This window comes from Lactiplantibacillus paraxiangfangensis, from assembly GCF_036246185.1.
Taxonomy (GTDB): domain Bacteria; phylum Bacillota; class Bacilli; order Lactobacillales; family Lactobacillaceae; genus Lactiplantibacillus; species Lactiplantibacillus paraxiangfangensis.
The window spans coordinates 52,779-71,284 of record NZ_BTPW01000010.1 but is presented as its reverse complement, the minus strand read 5'-3'; the positions used below and the strand labels follow the sequence as shown (position 1 = coordinate 71,284).

The following is an 18,506-nucleotide window of genomic DNA, read 5'->3' as shown; positions in this document are numbered from 1 at the left end:
ATTCGGTTTGAACGGGTGTATGGTCAGTGCGATTATTTTAGTCTTGATGGGAGGTTTTGGGTGATGAAACGTTTCAATAACTTGTGGGTGACAATTGTGATTGGCTGCTTTGTGAACTTGCTGATTGGGTTAGCACATTGGTCCGGACTCGTGACCAGTCAAAAATTTGCCTACCTCAACTTAGGTGTCAGCGCTGCCATGATTCTCTTAGTCATCATTAGTAGTCTCAAAACGCGTCCCTTGCGACAACTACCCGCTGGCATCCGAGAACGCCTAATGTCGGCGTACATTGCCGCCATTTTTATCGCACTGCTGACCGAATGGCACTAGCAATTAATGGGGCTGCACCACTGTCTTTTAAAAAAAGTTTAGCAATATTAACAATTTCCGACTATCCTAGAGAGGTACCGATGAAAAATGGAGGCTTCTCAAGATGGAATTTAACGTAACACGTGATGGCTTAACTTTAGCTGGTATTTATGAACCCGCACCCCAACCTAATGGCACGATTGCCATCCTCATGCATGGTTTTATGAGCGACCGGGGTTATACGGACACGGCCTTACTAGTCCAACTCGCGCAATCCTTACGCAAGATTGGCGTGGGTACGGTGCGTTTTGATTTTAACGGTCTCGGCCACAGTGACGGGAATTTCACCGACATGACCGTACTCAGTGAAATTGCTGACGCCCAAGCTGTCTTAACAGCCGTTCAGACCCGAATCGCACCCAAGCAAATCGACCTACTGGGCCATTCTCAAGGCGGTGTTGTCAGCAGCATGTTAGCCGGTTACTATCCCGACTTGATTCACAAATTAGTTCTCATGGCACCCGCTGCGACCCTCAAAGACGATGCAATTGCCGGGCACACCCGCGGTCTCACTTACGATCCGCATCACATTCCTGCACAACTACCAATGGATAACGGCAAGGTCTTGGGCGGATTTTACCTTCGCACGGCGCAATTGCTCCCCATCTACGAAACCGCACAGAATTACACTGGTCCCGTTTGCTTGATTCACGGAGACGCCGATAATATCGTTTCCAACCAAGCTTCACAACGATACGACAACGTCTATCAAAACAGTACCTTCCACCTCATCCCCGGTGCCAGCCACCGTTTAGACGGTGCTGCTCGGAAAACGGTGCTCCAGTTAGCAACTGACTTTATTTCAGATTAACAAATTTTGATAACATCACAAAAACGCCATGTCGCTGATAAGATTGCGACATGGCGCTTTTTTATGAGTTAGAATCGTCGTTTAGACTATCCAAAATACCCAATTGTATTTTCAGACCACAACTATTTTCTTTCCTCATAACTATACTGCCATTCACTATTCAACATAACTAAGCAAGCATCGGCCTTTAAAAAAATCATGGCATTAACCTTATTCTACGCATCCGGTGCAAGTCCCATGGCACCCCACGCTTTAACCGAGCAAAACTAGCTATATCAATAATTTCATCAAAAAAGTGGTCAAAATCAACGCTGATTTTGACCACTTTTTATTAGTCTCGCTTATTTAATTAATGCAAAGCCACCGGTCCAGCCAATCTTTTCTTTAGCTGCCAAGGTCATTTGCAAGAAGCCTAAGCTTTCCATTTCACGTGCCCGTTTCAAGGAACCGGCATCGACGAAAGCCACCCCGCTATCAGTCAACGCATCCGCTAAAGTCGCCTTGGCGTCTTCCGCGTCACTCGCTGCCATGACGGTTGTTTGATTGTCACCAACTTTACGACTTTGTAAAGTTGCGGCGAAGGTCGTGTTAAACGCCTTAACGACCTTTGCGTCTGGTAATAACTGGGCAATCTGCGCTGCCGCCGAACTATCCGCTGGAACGACCAATTCATCCCAAGTCTCAAAGTTCAATGGGTTAGTAATATCCACGACAATTTTACCCGCTAATACGGCTTGGTTAGCCTTTGCAATGCTAATTGCGGCGGGATAAGGAACTGCTAATACCACAATTTCACCTAAATCCGTCACTGCATCGTGATGTCCCAAATAGGTGACTTGGTTACCACCTTGTTTGAAAACATCCCCAATCGCTTGACCCATATTGCCTTGACCAAAAATCGTTATTTTTGCCATATAGACAGACCTCCTAATAAATTATGTTATTTTCAACATACGGGATTTAATTAAAAAGGTCAACTAATTAGCTCAACGATAGCTGTATCTATCGACATGTCTGAAATTAGTGCTTTTATATTTTTAAAAAATTAGCTTAGCGTTATCGTGGACGGCGTGATGATTGCACGTAACCAGCCGCTTTAGCCGCCGCCTCATTATCAAAAGGAACGGCATGTCGTGGCCGAAAGCCGCGGTAATTTTGAGCTGGTGTGTAATATAGCTTGGTGCGCGGATTCCCCCAAATTCGTGGATCACCAGCCGTGGACACCTTATGATCTGGAACCCCGTTAGTATGGGGCTGTACTTGGCCAGAATCACCTTGAGATTGACCAGGATTCTGGCGTGGTGCTGGTGTAACTGCACTAGAAGACGCGGTCGTTACACTGGTACTTGGTTGACTAGCCGAACTACTTTCAGCGGTAGCCTGACTTTCAGATGAGGCACTGGTCGATGAAGAACTAGTCTCCGTCTCATCTTCTGAAGAACTCGTCGCCTTTTCGTCCGTTGAAGAACTGGTTTCCGCTTCATCTTCTGAAGAGCTCGGCACCTTATCATTCTCTGATGAACTACTTGCTTCATCTTCCTCTGATTCACTCGCTGACCGTTCGACCTGTGAAGACGACGTTTCATCCGTTGTAGCCGTTATTTCACCACTACTGCACCCCACCAAAACGGTCCCCATCATGACCAACAATAGCCCTAAGCTAACTGACTTTACTCGTTTCAAACAAAATCTCCCCCAACAATGAACTTTCATGATTTTATCACAGTGATTATTAGTTACGCATTTACTGCCGATTTCATTTTTATTTTTGAGAAAACTGCAATTAACTTTGTGTAATATTTAGTTGCGTGATACAGCCATCTTTTTGAGTGACAACTATACCATCAATATTGATTCTTATGACACGTCCCACCGACTCAATTCACAAATTGTTTTCACCACATGGACAGTGATATCACGTATTATTGTATACAGCATCTATTTTTAATGTTCAACATATCAAATGCTTTATATTTCACATTAGCATTTGTTGTACACCGGTCATTATCCATATTATAATTTAATTGATTTTAAATCGTTAACTAAACTGACTAACCAGCTAAAGGAGAACGCCCCCATGCTTACAAAACGGCATCCCGGCCCCCAGTGGACTGGCCTTGGCCTCGTACTTTTAAGTGCCGGCGCCATTACACTCACTGCTCAATCAGCCCAAGCCACCACTTTTACAGCCCCACTATCACTAGCCAATTCAGTCACGCAGTCCCAGCCAATAGATTCACTACCAGCGCCAGCGACCTTACTTGACCTAACCACACCGGCGACTAAGGAAGACCCAATCACGGGTCAATTTGGCACCAGTAATTGGTCACTACAAGACGATACGCTGACTATTGAAACTGGTGACTTTGCGAATAATGCGGTCAACAGTTCTCCCTGGACTGACTACCGCTCCCTGATTACTAAAATTGAAATCACGGGCCCAGTGACCCTCAATACGACGGCCAACTCGCTGTTTGCGAATTTTCCTAAACTGACCCAAATTGATGGTCTCGAAAAAGTTGATGCCAGCAAGACGACCGACATGTCCAACCTTTTTGCGTACAACCCTAACTTAGAAAGCGTCCCCGGCATCGAGTACTGGAATACGGGCAACGTCAAAAACATTTCCTACCTCTTCATGACGACCGGCTTAACTGGCACGCTGGACCTCAGTCATTGGGACATTAGTTCACTGACTAGAACCACGCTGGCGTTTGCACGTACCGGAACATCCCAGTTTAAACGGCTCGATTTGTCCGGATGGGATTTTAAAAGCCCCAAGGCCTCCCTAGCCCTATTTCTCCAAGAACTAGCGGACATCGACCTTGATACTTCCGACTGGAAAAATACCAGTAACATCTCAGACATGCAATACATGTTCTACTATTCAAGGGTGTCCAAGGTTGATATTTCTTCGTTTGACATGCGCCACTTGCCCACTTCCACGGATGGCACCCGGAAAATGTTTTCGAACAACGAGAACCTCAAAGAACTTAAACTCGGTCCATATTCCAAATTGACTGGAACCAATCTCACCCAGGTTCCGAATGACAATAAATATACGGGCTACTGGCAAAATATCGGCAGCGGAACGACGCGTCAACCTAAGGGCGACCTAGTGTTAACGACCAATCAACTGGTCGCCCGCTACGACGGAATTCAGACCCCCGCAACGGATACGTTCGTTTGGCAACGTCACACTGGGGAACCGGTGACGGTGAACTACGTCGATCAGGCCGATCCTAGCCAAGTCATTCACCCAACGGACTCACTTACGGGTGCAATCGATGATCCATTTACGGTCACCCCGCCCACAATTGACGGCTACACTTATCGCAACACGCAAGGTAACGTAGCATTAACTGGGACGTTTAGCACGACTGCTCAGGACATCACCTTACTGTACACTAAACAGGCTCAGGTCACAGTGAACTACCTGGATGAAGCGGGCAACGTGATTGCGCCGGCCCAGAAAAAGACCGGTGACGTGGGAACCACGTATACGATTGATCAACTTGACATCCCCGGTTATGACTACGTCGCGGGTGACCTTCAAGGAACCTTTACGGAAGCCCCACAAACCGTGAACTTAACCTACCGTGCCATCCCAACTGAAGGCAGTATTACAGTTAATTATTTAGACGATGAAGGTCACACGCTTGAAAAGCCAACGACCATGACGGGCAAAATTGGTAGCGCCTACACCATCACGCCACCGGCAATTAATGGTTACACGTACCAATCGGGACAATTATCCGGAACATTTACAGCCACTAATCAATCGGTCACACTGATTTACCAAAAAGACGTTGTTCATGGCACCGTGACCGTCCGCTACGTTGATGAACAAGATCATGTGCTTGCCGAGCCAACAACGCTGACCGGCCCCGTTGACAGTGAATACACCATTGAAAAAGCAGCCATCCCGGGCTACACCTTCTTGACTGGTGAATTAACTGGTAACTTCACGACGACCGACAAGACGGTCACACTGACCTACCGCAAAGACCCGCTCGCACAGGGAACGGTCACCATCAATTATCAAGATGATCAGGGTAAGACACTTGCGCCATCGCAGACGTTATCGGGAGACGTGGATACCCCGTTTGCCGTTAGCCAGCTAACAATTGACGGCTACACTTACCAACACGCTGACGGTCCGCTAACCGGTGTATTTACTAAAGCGCCTCAGACCGTGACCTTGATTTATCAAGCAACCCCGGAACCTCAAGGCCAAGTTAACGTCAAATATCAGACAAGCGACGGACAAACCCTGGCTGACGACACCCAACTCACCGGGACGATTGGTTCGGCGTACACCATTACGCCACCGACCTTTACAAACTATCACTTTCAACATGCAAGTGACCAGTTAACGGGGACGTTTAGCGCAACGACACCGACCATTACCTTGATTTACCAAAAGGATGCCGTTGCCAACGGACAAGTCACCGTTAATTATTTAGATATGGACGGGCAACCGATTGCACCAAAGACGACTTTAACGGGCGCAATTGATACGGCCTACACGACTACCATTAAGCAAATTGCGGGTTACAAGTATATCAAAACGACGGGTGCCCCCACCGGAACGTTTACAGCTGAGACGCAAACGGTCAACTATTACTATCAACCAGCAACAACCGAGGTCGATCAGCGTCAACTGACTGGCCAGGACTTTTCGATGGTGGTGAATGGCCCAACCCCAACGGCTGACGATTTTAAAGCCAGCGCACAGGACAGAAATGGGCAGCCATTACCGGTTGAAGTGGATCTCACTCAAGCACAGCTTGACCAAGTCGGCACTTACCTGGTCACGTTGCGGACCAGTGATGGTCAAACGTTAATCGTTCACTTGCACGTACGGGCGGCTCCCGACGGTGGTGACAACGGAGACGGCGACAATGGCGACGGCAATTCCACGAAGCCACCGGTTCTTCCAACTGACCTAGCGGGTGAACCGGACTTAGTTAAGCCTGACCAACCAGGTATTTCAAAAACTGAAGTTCCGAAAACAACGATCCCACTACCCACGTCGCCAATTGAAACGGCAACGACGGAGCGGGCTCAGGTAAAGTCAACAAGAGACAAGGTCCTCCCCGCAACTAGCGAGCAACGATCTCGTTGGGTCGCAGTTACGGGTTTAATCGGATTACTCGGACTAGGGATTGCTTTATTTAAACGTTTTAAATCATAGGTCAGTTACATGATGCTTTATCAAAAATTGGGTGTTGATGACAAGCTATCAACACCCAATTTTATCGAATCAAAGCCTTTTTTATACCCCATTTATTACAATTGCGAATAATGTACATTGGTCAACATTCATAATATACTATGATTTAATTGTTAACCGCATTTACTAAATTAAAAGGAGTAAAATTTATGGTTACCAACCAACTATCCAGAACTCGTTGGAAAACAGTCAGTCTCGTCGTTTTAAGTTTCAGCACAATAACAGCGCTTTCTCAATTATCAGTTCACGCATCCTCACCTGATCCTTTTTCTTCATTGACGCAATCATCCACGCCAGTGACACCCTTGGCCACTCAGAATCTGACGTCCTTAGCCTTGACCACAACGACCAGTGAACCAATCACGGGAACGTTTGGTTCCAGCGCCTGGTCATTGCAAGACGGTACCCTGACGATTGGCCCCGGTGACTTTGCAAACAACACGACCGACAAGTCGCCGTGGAAAGCTTACAACGCCTCAATTACTAAGATTGAAATCACCGGACCAGTTACGTTTAACACCGCAGCTGCGGGACTCTTTGCTGGCTTGAGCAACCTAACTCAGATTGATGGCCTGGATCAAGTCGATACCAGTCGGACGACGAACCTTAACGATCTATTTTACGCAGACTCACAATTAATGGATTTGACCGGTGTCGAACACTGGGATACCAGTAAAGTTAAGACCATCGATCGAACCTTCTTCGCAACCGCGTTAGTCGGGACCCTTGACCTCAGTCACTGGGACGTCGGTTCGTTAACTAGTAGCTCCATGACATTCTGTCGTGCGGGTGCCTTCGATGACAATAGTCAGCGTTTATTTAAACTATTAAATTTATCTGGGTGGGATTTTCAGGCGCCCAAAGTTAGCCTAGCTACCTTTGGTTATCAATTGCAAGCGCTATCAATTGACACTTCCGATTGGCAAAACACTAGCCATATCACCAATATGGAGAGCATGTTCACCCTGGCTGGTATCAACAACATTGATATCTCCTCTTTTGACATGCGCAATTTAAGCACTTCTTACGGTGGGACTTGGCGAATGTTTAACAGTGCCATGCTACTTAAAGAAATTAAACTGGGCCCCAATTCCAAGCTTGCTGGCACCGGTCTGCGCTCAGTTTCTGAGACCAATAAATATACGGGCTATTGGCAAAACATCGGCACGGGAACGGCTAGTCAGCCAAATGGGGACCAGGTTTTAACGACTGACCAATTGGTATCGATCTACGATGGGAACAGCACCCCCGCGGTTGACACCTTCGTTTGGCAACCTAAAGCCGCTGAGCCAGTAACGGTCAACTATGTCGATCAGGATGACCCGACTCACCCAATCAAGTCAGCCACCACGATTACGGGTGCAATCGACGATCCGTTCACCATAACGCCACCGGACATTGCGGGCTACACTTATCAGGGCACTCAAGATGACGTGCCACTTACGGGTACCATCAGTGGCACCGCACAGACCATTACGCTCAATTATGCCAAACAGGGACAAGTGACCGTCAATTATCAAGATGAAGCGGGCACAACCATTGCGCCATCAAAGACAATGACGGGCGACTTAGGAACCAGCTACGAGATTGAGCCACAAGCCATTGACGGCTACAATTACTTATCCGGTAACTTAACTGGCACGTTCACTAGCAGCGACCAGACCGTCACGTTGACTTACCGCAAAATTCCAACCGAGGGTAGTATTACTGTAAACTATCTTGATTCCGACGGTCACGTTCTAGCTAAGCCGACAACCATGATGGGCAAACTCGGTAGCGCCTATACTATCGAACCATTAACCATTGACGGCTATACTTTTGAATCGGGCCAACTGACCGGAACTTATACAACGACTAGTCAATCTGTCAATCTCATTTATCGCAAACAAGTTGCTCAAGGAACGGTCACCGTGAACTACGTTGATGAACAAGGCAAACAATTGGCCGAATCCACGACGATGACCGGACCAGTCGCAACCGATTACACAATTGAAAAGAAAGCCATTGACGGCTATACCTTCCTTCAAGGTGACCTGACCGGACAATTTACGACGACCGCTAAGACCGTTACCCTAACTTACCGCAAGGATGCCGTGGCCCAGGGAAAAGTTACCGTCAGCTACTTGGATGATCAGGGTAAAACGTTGGCTCCCGCGACCAGTTTAACTGGCGATGTCGACACGCCCTACGTCGTTAGCCAACCAAACATTGCGGGTTACACGTATCACCATGCTGAAGGCAACTTAACTGGTACCTTTGCCAAAGACGATCAAGCCGTCACGTTGATTTACCACGCCACCGAGGAAAAGCAAGGGCAAGTCATCGTTAAGTACCAAACTACCGATGGTCAAACCCTGGCACCCGATACTGAATTGACCGGAACCATTGCGGCCACTTATACCATTACGCCACCGACGTTTAAGGATTACCAATACCAGCACGCTGATGGCGGCCTGACCGGACAGTTTAGTGAAAAATCAGCCACTGTTACACTAACGTACGCTAAGCAAGCTGCTAAATTAGGACAAGTAATCGTCAACTATTTGGATTTAGACGGCCACACCTTAGCACCTCAAGATACGCTGACTGGCCCATTAGAGACGGCGTACACCACTGCCGTTAAAGCAATTGCCGGCTATACCCACGTTAAAACAACGGGTGCCGCTACCGGAACGTTCAACGAACAGGCTCAGACTGTCAGTTACTTTTACCAGCAACAGACTCCTGACAAGGATCACCGGAAATTAACCGGGCAGGACTTTACGATGGTCGTGGACGGCCCAGCACCGACGGCCAGTGATTTCAAAGCCGTGGCGCAGGATAAACATGGTCAAGCTTTGAGTGTGCGCGTCGACCTTAGTCAAACTAATCGTCATAAAGTTGGCACCTATCCCGTTACTTTGAGTACCACCGATGGCCAAACCTTACTCGTTCGCTTGCACGTGCAAGCGGCTCCCGATAGTGGTGATAACGGTGATGGCGACGGCAATTCGACTGAGCCTCCAGTCCTCCCCACAGACCCATCCGGTGAGCCGGACTTGGTTAAACCCGACCAGCCTGGTACACCATCTAAGAAGCCAGAAACAACCAAGCCCCTACCAACGTCACCAATTAAAACGGTGACGACGGCAAAGGTTCAAACAAAGTCAACAACTGATAAAGCCCTCCCAGCAACTAACGAATCCCGCACTCGTTGGATTGCCGTTGCTGGCCTACTAGGATTAATTGGTTTAGGCGTCAAGTTTTTCAAACGTTTTTAATTAATCATAAATAAAGTACCGCCATCCCCTTAATGTTCACCTCAAGGGGATGGCGGTACTTTATTTGGAACAAAAGCACTCGAAAGTGTTTACAAGGCCTAGTATACTGAAGGTACTAGCTAGTATTTAGATGTCTGTGACCAACGTAATTTGCTATAGTCCCTTAACAAATTCGCCAATCCGGATTTGTTAAGATGGGTATTCGACGTTAACTGGAATTTTAGCTAAATAATTTAGCCTTAGTAAGGTGGTAAGTTTCCATGATCAAGCGTAAGCATTGGTTGAAATCGATAATTGCGGTACTAGGTATTTTCATTGTAACAACTTTAATACTCGCAACGTCACCTATAAATGCAATCAAAATGAACATGTTAATAAATGGACAATTTCGGACAGTCATGAAGGTAAACCCTAAAGTATCCACAACACCAACCAGTTCTCTTAGAGCCGGCGGAAAGCAGTATGATATTAGTCCCTATCATTTTCAAGCTAATGGCTTTGTGGCAAATAGTTTCAACGTATACAAAGTCTTATTCTTTTATTATGCAAGTCCCGCTCCTGACCCGGTTTAAGCATAAATATAATTCTTTCTAGCAAAAGAATTCCTTAGATTAAGAATTGCCTTCTTACAGTAAAATAGTGGCTCACCGACAACGATCATTCGTCGGTGAGTCGCTTTCTTTAATCTCTAAATCAATTATTTTAAGCTTCAACAACCTAATCCGCTCAACCCAACCCCTTTTATTATTGAGACCGTTTCCTTGATAAACTTAGACGTTGAACTTGATTCACAATACGAAATGCCAACGTCTAAAGAGAATTGATCGATCGGTAATTTTAGCCCGTTGATGTCCCCAATTTTGGGAAGATTCTCAATAATCTGTTTCATCGTAATTGTATACCCACCCCCGTTTGCAGCGAGTAAAGTTGCTAACATCGTATTTTGAACTTCCACGACGTTTCTAACCCGAACCCCGTTATCCTTTAAAAAATGATCAATCATTTCTTGGAACCGTGACTCTTGTGAAATGGTTATGAAGGGCGCGCCATTCAGGATTTTAATGTCATCACTCACGCTATCTCGGTATAAGTGACCCCGCTTAAATAATTTAGAATACTCTGGAATCACTAAATACAGTGGAATCCGCCCTAAACTTGAACTATTAATTTTTTCATTGTAAATAACCTTTCCAATAAAAATATCAATTTTTCCAGATGGTAGGTCACGTTCAGCAATACTCGTCGTTTCTTCAACGATCTTGATGTGTAGCGCCGGAAAATGGCGTTGAATTTTAAACAACAACCGTGGCATCCAAAAATTAGCAAACCCGGGGTACACGGCTATGGTCAATGAACCACCCTGATGCTCCGAAAGTTGTTGCATTTCTGATTGCATTTTCCGATCAATCAAAACTTCTTCTTGTAAGTATGCTAAAACCCGGGTCCCAGCATACGTCAGACTAATCGGCGTTAAGTTTCGATTAACAAGTTTAGTGCCAAAATTGGTTTCGGTTTCTGTTAGTAGACGACTAATGTAGGGCTGACTGACGTAGCACGCCTGCGAAACTTGCGTAATCGTTGAATACTTCGTAACGCCTTCCAAAATATCTTTTAATTTATCATTCATCGCACTCAATATTAGGCCCCTTTCTATAACTAATCAGTTATAGCCATATGCCGATAAGTACTTTTACTTTAACAGAAAACGGTTTCATAATGAAGGAGAACTAATTAGGAACGCTCAATTTAACAAGACTTGTTAATAATAACACAAAGGCTGGTGAAGTAATGAAACTCATTGGTATAACAGGGACTAATGCTGACTATTCATTCAATCGCTTTCTACTAAAATACATGCAAAGTATTTTTAGCGACCGGGCAAAAATCGATCTCGTTGAAATCGATCAATTACCGCTTTTTAATGAAAACAATTGTCATAACGTCCCAGCATCTGTCAAAGAAATCTCACAACAAATCAACGATGCTGACGGTGTCATTATCGCAACTTCAGAATACGATCACGCAATTCCAGCTGCCTTAAAAAGTATGATTGAATGGCTATCATGTACTAGTCATCCCTTTAAAGACAAACCCGTCATGGTCGTTGGCGCATCTTATGGCAGTCAGGGAACCTCACGTGCCCAAACTAATTTAAAACAGATTTTGGACTCACCCGGTGTTAACGCGCTAGTACTTCCAGGTAATGAATTTTTATTAGGAAACTGTCGGGATGAATTTGATGCCAATCACAAGTTAAAAAATAAACAAACTATCACATTCTTAACGGAATGTTTCGATAACTATCTAGATTTCATTCATAAAATGGTCCCAGATTTAACTGAGGAGGATACTGAAATGAACTATGTCGATAAAATCACTTGGAGTACAACCTATGACACATTAGTACTCGGATTTGGTGGTGCTGGCGCTACCGCAGCCCGCCACGCAGCGGACAGTGGTGCCAAAGTATTATTAGTTGATGCCGCACCCGCTGGTCACGAAGGTGGTAACACCCGCTACGCTGCTCAAATTTTAGCTTCTGGAGATGATGTTTCTGGACTAAAGGCCTACTATAAAGCCATGACCGCACCATTTGATCTCGACGAAAAAATGATCGACATTTTCGTTGAAAAAATGGTCGATTTTCCTAACTATCTTCAAAACTATTTGGACGTTAAACCGTATAGTTTCAAGCACAGTGGTGGTCAGTTATCCGCATTTGCCAAAAGTGTCATCTCAGAATTCCCAGAACTTGCTGGCGCGGATTCAACGGACGCTTTGACCGTGCATAACGGGATCTTTGACGCGGCACTTTGGAAAATCATTCGCCAAAAAGTAATTGATCGTTCGGATTCAATTGATATTTGGTTAAACTCCCGGGCAATGCATTTAATTCAAGATCCAATCAGTAAAGTTGTTTTGGGTGCACAAATCGAACGTAACGGAGAAACTTACAACGTTCGTGCGAAAAATGGGGTCGTTTTAACCGTTGGTGGCTTTGAAAATAATAAAGAACAAATCCAAGATTACCTTGGCGAAGCAAAGTTGTCACCACTCGGCACCCTTTATAACCGTGGCGATGGTATTCGAATGGCCTCCGAAGTTGGCGCTAAGTTATGGCATATGCATAACTACGAAGCGGTTGGCTTCCTTCACGGACTCGCTTTTAAGGTTCCAGACGGCAAACGTGCGCGCTTGATTCTCGACTACTGGCCAGACCTATATACCGGGAGTATTTTAACCATTGCGGACGATGCGACCCGTTACTTCAAAGAAGACGAAGAATGCCGTCACGGTCATATTTGGGACCACGGGACATGGCGTATCCCTCGTGCAAACCTGCATCCATACTTGATTTTTGATCAGGCTCAGTTAGAACAGATCAAGGCTAATAAAAACATCCCTTATTCTGATTTCTTGGACACACTAGTTAAGGCCGATAGCATCAAGCAGTTGGCACAAAAGCTCAATGTTGATTCGGACAACCTCGTCAATACTGTGACCGACTTCAACTTATTTGCTGAACAAGGAAAAGATTATGAGTACCACCGTGAACCATCATCCATGCGAAAATTTGACAACGGCCCCTTCTATGCAGCCGCGTTAACCCATACGATGCTCAACACGCAAGGTGGGCCAAAACGAAACGCGAATGCAGAAATCATTGGCTTAAATGGTGAACCTGTGCCCCATCTTTACGGTGCCGGTGAATTAGGTGGGATTAACACCAATCTGTATCAAGGTGGTAATAACTTAGCAGAATGCCTCATCTTTGGTAAAATTGCTGGCGAAAATGCGGCCAAGCCCAAGAGTGACACTGCTACTTCAGATAATCATGCTGAACCAAGTAAAATCGCTAGTGTTACGCCACAAAACGACCTTGCACAAACCAACCTTGATGACATCGATTTGGAACCAAATCAATACTTGGGCGTTAGCGACCAAGGAATTGGCGGTCGCGTTGTTGTTCGGGTCACCTACGACGATGGTAAGATCAAAGATGTCGAAGTTATTGAACAAAACGAAAGTGAAGACTTTGGGTTAAAAGCTGTTGAGGAACTACCTAAAAATATGGTGGCTAATAACACCTATGATGTCGACGGTATTTCAGGTGCCTCCGCTTCAAGTCGAGCACTAAAGAGTGCTGTTAAAAATGCACTTGCTAAAGTCAGTGAATAATCAGATTTTTAAACCGCTTAAATGTAGATGAGATTTAAATCGGATTGTCACACCTTTCCAGTAAATTTAATTTTCAGGACTTAAAAAACAAATGAAGCCGTAACCACACAATCAATCGATTGCAGGTTGCGGCTTTACTTGTTTTTTCTCAACTTTAATTAATTTTCTTCTAGCGCAATAAGTCCTTAAATTCATCACCTTTACAAAACTTTCTGAATCTGTGATTTAGTCATACTGACTAATTTACCATGACTAAACGTCTTAAAAACAGAATCTCTTATACGTGGTGATAACGAATCGGCTATTCTTAAAAAGCACTCATAACAGAACAATAACCTAATAATGAGGCTCAACCACGCTTAAATTGTTTGGTAAATACGCGTCCATTCAACTTGCAAGTCACTATCTAATTTTTGAATACGCTTACCTTTTGAGACAGTGCTACGCAATACCTGAAACGATCTGAACGACATATCTACAATTCCAACAAAATTAATACGCAGTAAAGCTTGGACACCGGCCCCATTTTGAATAATGCTATCTGCTATGTCAACCGTTTCAAAAGTTGCCGTTGCAGTTAATATTAATTTCTGTAAATCCATTTTGTTTGCGATTGGTATACTTTCTTTCCAAGTCTTTCCATAGTAAAAATGATTCTTATAAACCCAATATAAACGTACCAGTGTTTCCATTATGATAACGGGTATCGCTTGGGCAGTAAAGGCCCGACAATCCAAACCTTGTTTGTAGAGCCATTCAAAAACCTCCGCAAAACTTTTATTGTCACCCTTAATATTTACACTACCAAAATTCAATTTTTGTGTCAGTTCATAGAAAGGTGCGGGTAACCCTGCACCACGCCCTTTACTACCACTTGCACCCGAAACATCCGAACAAACATGGCCAAACCAATTTTGCGCCGCTGCAATTACTTTTGTTGGACCTGTTTGGCTAGTCACAGCTCTTGACTCTGCAGAGTCTGTGACGACGCGAACCAGTTGTCCACCACTCAGAAAAGTACTCTTACCATCCATTTGATCCAAAATACCAGAAATTAGCCCCAAAGGACCAGGATCATGAGCCATTGATAATAAATGATGGTTAGCGGGGTTCATATTTTTAACGACGCCCTCAATTACTTTGCCGTTGTTCGAGGCATCATATGACACTTTATGGTGCTTTTCCAACCACCGGATTGCTTGACTTGGAGAATCCATTTCTTTACCGGATTCAAACGAAGCATACTTTTTAACAAATGTTTGATAAACGTTATCGACACCTTTGCTCAGTCGGCCTTGCTCATCAACTGTTTTTGGATTATTGCCATCAGTTACTGACCCTACTAAGAAGGCATCCATTAAGCCACCGATAATGCCAACAACACCAGCAAACGCATAGTCCCATTTATCCAGTCTCGTCAACTCATATTTTTCACTCAATCTCGTGCTTAATTGATTGATTTCAACTTCACTCAGCCCAGATAAGTACGGATTACTTAGGTCTAAATTGCATTTTTCGGCGTATTCTTCGCTTTGCTCAATTAAAGTATCAAAATCATGACTCGTTTGCATGTACGTTAATGGTTTCAAATCAACTTTTTCATTAAGCACCGGAATCTCTTCATCGTAATCCTCAAGATCATTAAGATTTAAATCATCAATATCTATATCATCTAATGAATCCAATAAATCATCCAAACGTTCAGCTTGATTATCATTTTTTTCTGATAATTCATCAACCATCGACGTCAATTCTTGTGTCCGATGCAGTGCCTTTTCAGATTCATCCTGGTTTACTGACAATACTTCTGCTGTTTTATTCAGGTTGCTGTTCAGATTCGTCATCTTGTTGTTCTGATTTGTCATCCGTGTACCTCTTCATAAATGTATTTGCCATTCCTTTAACTTTTTTACCGGCAACCTTAGTATTGGCCATTGTAACTGCTTTAGTGTATTCAATACTATTTAAACGATTTAACAACATACTTAGGCTACGTACCGATAAGTTAGCTTGTAAATTATCCTCATCGTCATAAAGTCCTAAAATTTGAGTTTCAATTTCGTTACCAAACGTATGTGACTGTACCAAATCATGTAATTTTTCACGATCAATTTGTACTGGTATTTCTGAAATGAGTTGTTCACGATTAGCCGAAATACGCTCTTGATCCATCTTTGTTCCTACTTTTGAACGATTTCTAACACTAGCAATCCAACGTTCTGCTCTTTCCAGCTTAACTTCATTACTTTCATTCTTACTCATTTCATCAGCAATCTTATCGGTCAAATAATTAATATCTTTCATAATAATTTGTTGAGAATTAGATAGCTTAATAACTTCTGCCTGTAAAAGTTCATTTCGATATGCATATTTCGACTTCTGCGAATTTGTTAAGTATTCAACACCCTTGTACGCCGCTACACTAGCAGCACCAATTCCTACGACGGCAAGCCCTAAGCCCCCCGTACTCATCGTCATAAATGCAAGGGTTCCAATCCCCGCTTCACCAAATGCACCTACACTGGCACCAGTCACTGCTAATGCCAGAAGTGACGCTCCGACAGAGGCACCAGAGGCTGCTAACTTTTTAGTTAGTTCTTTGACCTCATTGTCAGTTAACTTTTCATTTAATTGTCGTCTAGTTAATTGCTGGTTACGGGCAAAAAACTTGGCTTGGTCTGAACTTACATTTGTTACTTGCAAGACAGTTGCCAACTTGGGCTCTTCTTCCCAGCCAGCAAGATCATCATCACTAAATGTTGATAAAATATCATTGACTAAAGATTGAAAAATTGTGGGTTGACTACCTTCTGGAATAAATGTTTTTAAAGCCTCTACTTGAGTTTCAAGCGTTTCATGTTCTGATCCCATTCTATATACTCTTAACCGCTGGTCCATTTCGCTCGATACATTTAATTGGCTCTGTAACATTGTGTAGTTGCGTAATTCATGATCGCCAAAATTATTTTCTGGGCCAACTAAATAAAGGTAAATTATCTTTAGGTACTGAAATACAGCGTCCTCCCCTAAATCCGTCAAAGTCTGACCGTGATCCGTTTCTTGAATGTTTTCACTATCAGCATTTTCATTAAAATCATTTAAAACCTTATCAACACACGCTAGTACGTCACCATCAGTCTTTGTACTCGTTGATAAATAGTGTGCTTCAGCTTCCTCATCATCATCTTGGTATTTCCATTCAAGCCGATATTCTTTAACTTCTTTTCCTTTATCATTTGTCGACGTATTAATCACATAATCAGTACTTTGCAGGCGCGCTAAATCAATTTTTCCGCTAGGGTCACCAAATGTTCCTCTAATCATGCACCATTTTCCCGTAAATACAGCGCCTTCTTTACCACTACCAAATATTGTCGAATCCAAAACAGCGGTAATTAAATTTTGATTGATTCCCGCACCAATTACTTTAGCTGCGTTGGTCAACTGCTTCTTCTTTTTACCTTGCAACTGTTCTGAGTCATATGCTTTTATCCCGGCTAACTCAAACTCATTTTGTAATGAGCTCAGTTTTTGTGTCAAAAATTGTTCTGATTTCATGCAAACACCCTCTATATTTATATATAAATTATTATACTATAATAGCGCTTACACAATCCCTCGATTATTCATTTTTATCCTAAACATGTGATATACAAAAAAACTGGGCCACTAAAACTAGCCCAGTCCTGCAATGTTTATGTTATTCAAATGATATTAATTCACATTCGACGTATTAATCACCGGCTGTGACCCACGTTCCGATACAATCGTGACCATCAAATTATTAATTAACTGGATCTTTTTTTCATCTGATAACGTCATGCCAGTATCCTCTTCTAACCGCTGAATCGTCTCCTCAGTAATCGATACGGCCCCTTCGACGATCACCTTCCGTGCAGATAAGATAGCGGATGACTGTTGCCGTTGCAACATCGCACTCGCAATTTCCGTCGCGTAAGCCAAGTGGGTCAAACGAGTTTCCACGATTTCCACCCCGGCTACGTTCAGGCGTTCCTGTAGCTCTTCCGTCAAGCGGTCCGAAACTTCCGTTGGGTTACTCCGCAGCGTGACCTTTTCCTTATCATCAAACGTATCGTAAGGATACTCAGACGCCACGTGCCGAATAGCCGATTCACTCTGAATTTCCACAAATTGTTCGTAGTCATCCACCGCAAACAGCGCCATACTCGTATCGACCACTTTAAACACGATAACTGCGGCAATCTCGACCGGGTTCCCGCGTAAATCGTTCACCTTCAAAATGGCACTATTAAAGTTACGCACCCGCAGTGAAATTGCAAATTTATTAGTTAGTGGCACGGTCATAAATAGCCCCGAATCACGAATCGTCCCAATGTATTTCCCAAAAAACGTTAACACCCGTGCTTCATTTGGGCCCACGATCGTAAGCGAACTTGCCCCAAACGCCGCGATAATGATCAGCAACGCCCCTAAAATCACGTTAAAAAACTGATCCCCAGTCGCGCCAAGCCAAACGAGCCATCCTCCGACCAGCACGAATAAGACTGCTAGGACTAATCCAATGTACCCATTAATATGAAAAACTTGTTTTTCTTTCAATGATGGTCACCCCTTTAATGCCTCTTATTATAACATGCGTCCCCGCTCAGGTTTGACTCTACAACGATGC

12 protein-coding genes are annotated in these 18,506 nt (G+C 44.1%); 6 read left to right on the top strand and 6 right to left on the bottom strand.

Features of this window, described 5'->3' with window-relative positions; genetic code table 11:
• Nucleotides 1-63: 63 nt before the first annotated feature.
• Together AAA939_RS06970 and AAA939_RS06965 are read left to right on the top strand one after the other, a co-directional pair.
• A complete protein-coding gene (locus AAA939_RS06970; protein WP_338208196.1) occupies nt 64-330 on the top strand; it encodes a hypothetical protein in 267 nt (88 codons plus the stop codon).
• 103 nt (nt 331-433) lie between these two features.
• Nucleotides 434-1,180, top strand: coding sequence for an alpha/beta hydrolase (locus AAA939_RS06965; protein ID WP_338208195.1), 747 nt, complete (start codon nt 434-436; stop codon nt 1,178-1,180).
• A 341-nt stretch (nt 1,181-1,521) separates the two neighbouring features.
• On the opposite strand, the gene AAA939_RS06960 is transcribed toward AAA939_RS06965, so the two are convergent.
• Together AAA939_RS06960 and AAA939_RS06955 are read right to left on the bottom strand one after the other, a co-directional pair.
• The gene (locus tag AAA939_RS06960) at nt 1,522-2,094 is read right to left on the bottom strand and encodes an NADPH-dependent F420 reductase (RefSeq protein WP_338208194.1); all 573 of its coding nucleotides are present in this window, start codon (nt 2,092-2,094) and stop codon (nt 1,522-1,524) included.
• A 142-nt stretch (nt 2,095-2,236) separates the two neighbouring features.
• Nucleotides 2,237-2,863 (bottom strand): hypothetical protein, encoded by a 627-nt coding sequence (locus AAA939_RS06955; RefSeq protein ID WP_338208193.1) that lies wholly within the window; start codon nt 2,861-2,863, stop codon nt 2,237-2,239.
• A 394-nt stretch (nt 2,864-3,257) separates the two neighbouring features.
• Here AAA939_RS06955 and AAA939_RS06950 point away from each other — a divergent pair, with 394 nt between their 5' ends.
• From AAA939_RS06950 to AAA939_RS06940, 3 genes are all read left to right on the top strand, one after another.
• The gene (locus tag AAA939_RS06950) at nt 3,258-6,377 is read left to right on the top strand and encodes a MucBP domain-containing protein (RefSeq protein WP_338208192.1); all 3,120 of its coding nucleotides are present in this window, start codon (nt 3,258-3,260) and stop codon (nt 6,375-6,377) included.
• Between the two features lie 188 nt (nt 6,378-6,565).
• A complete protein-coding gene (locus AAA939_RS06945; protein WP_338230650.1) occupies nt 6,566-9,676 on the top strand; it encodes a MucBP domain-containing protein in 3,111 nt (1,036 codons plus the stop codon).
• Between the two features lie 260 nt (nt 9,677-9,936).
• A complete protein-coding gene (locus AAA939_RS06940) occupies nt 9,937-10,248 on the top strand; it encodes a hypothetical protein (RefSeq protein WP_338208190.1) in 312 nt (103 codons plus the stop codon).
• Between the two features lie 137 nt (nt 10,249-10,385).
• On the opposite strand, the gene AAA939_RS06935 is transcribed toward AAA939_RS06940, so the two are convergent.
• Complete coding sequence (locus tag AAA939_RS06935; RefSeq protein ID WP_338208450.1) at nt 10,386-11,303, bottom strand: LysR family transcriptional regulator; 918 nt, start codon at nt 11,301-11,303, stop codon at nt 10,386-10,388.
• Nucleotides 11,304-11,464: 161 nt separating this feature from the next.
• Here AAA939_RS06935 and AAA939_RS06930 point away from each other — a divergent pair, with 161 nt between their 5' ends.
• A complete protein-coding gene (locus tag AAA939_RS06930) occupies nt 11,465-13,855 on the top strand; it encodes an NAD(P)H-dependent oxidoreductase (RefSeq protein WP_338208189.1) in 2,391 nt (796 codons plus the stop codon).
• A gap of 359 nt (nt 13,856-14,214) precedes the next feature.
• On the opposite strand, the gene AAA939_RS06925 is transcribed toward AAA939_RS06930, so the two are convergent.
• From AAA939_RS06925 to AAA939_RS06915, 3 genes are all read right to left on the bottom strand, one after another.
• Complete coding sequence (locus tag AAA939_RS06925) at nt 14,215-15,720, bottom strand: hypothetical protein (protein ID WP_338208188.1); 1,506 nt, start codon at nt 15,718-15,720, stop codon at nt 14,215-14,217.
• Nucleotides 15,671-17,413 carry a hypothetical protein gene (locus AAA939_RS06920; RefSeq protein ID WP_338208187.1) on the bottom strand — a complete coding sequence of 581 codons (1,743 nt, stop codon included), beginning with the start codon at nt 17,411-17,413 and terminating at the stop codon, nt 15,671-15,673. Before AAA939_RS06920 ends, AAA939_RS06925 begins: the two co-directional genes overlap by 50 nt.
• Before the next feature lie 156 nt (nt 17,414-17,569).
• A complete protein-coding gene (locus tag AAA939_RS06915; protein ID WP_338208186.1) occupies nt 17,570-18,436 on the bottom strand; it encodes an SPFH domain-containing protein in 867 nt (288 codons plus the stop codon).
• Nucleotides 18,437-18,506 lie beyond the last annotated feature (70 nt).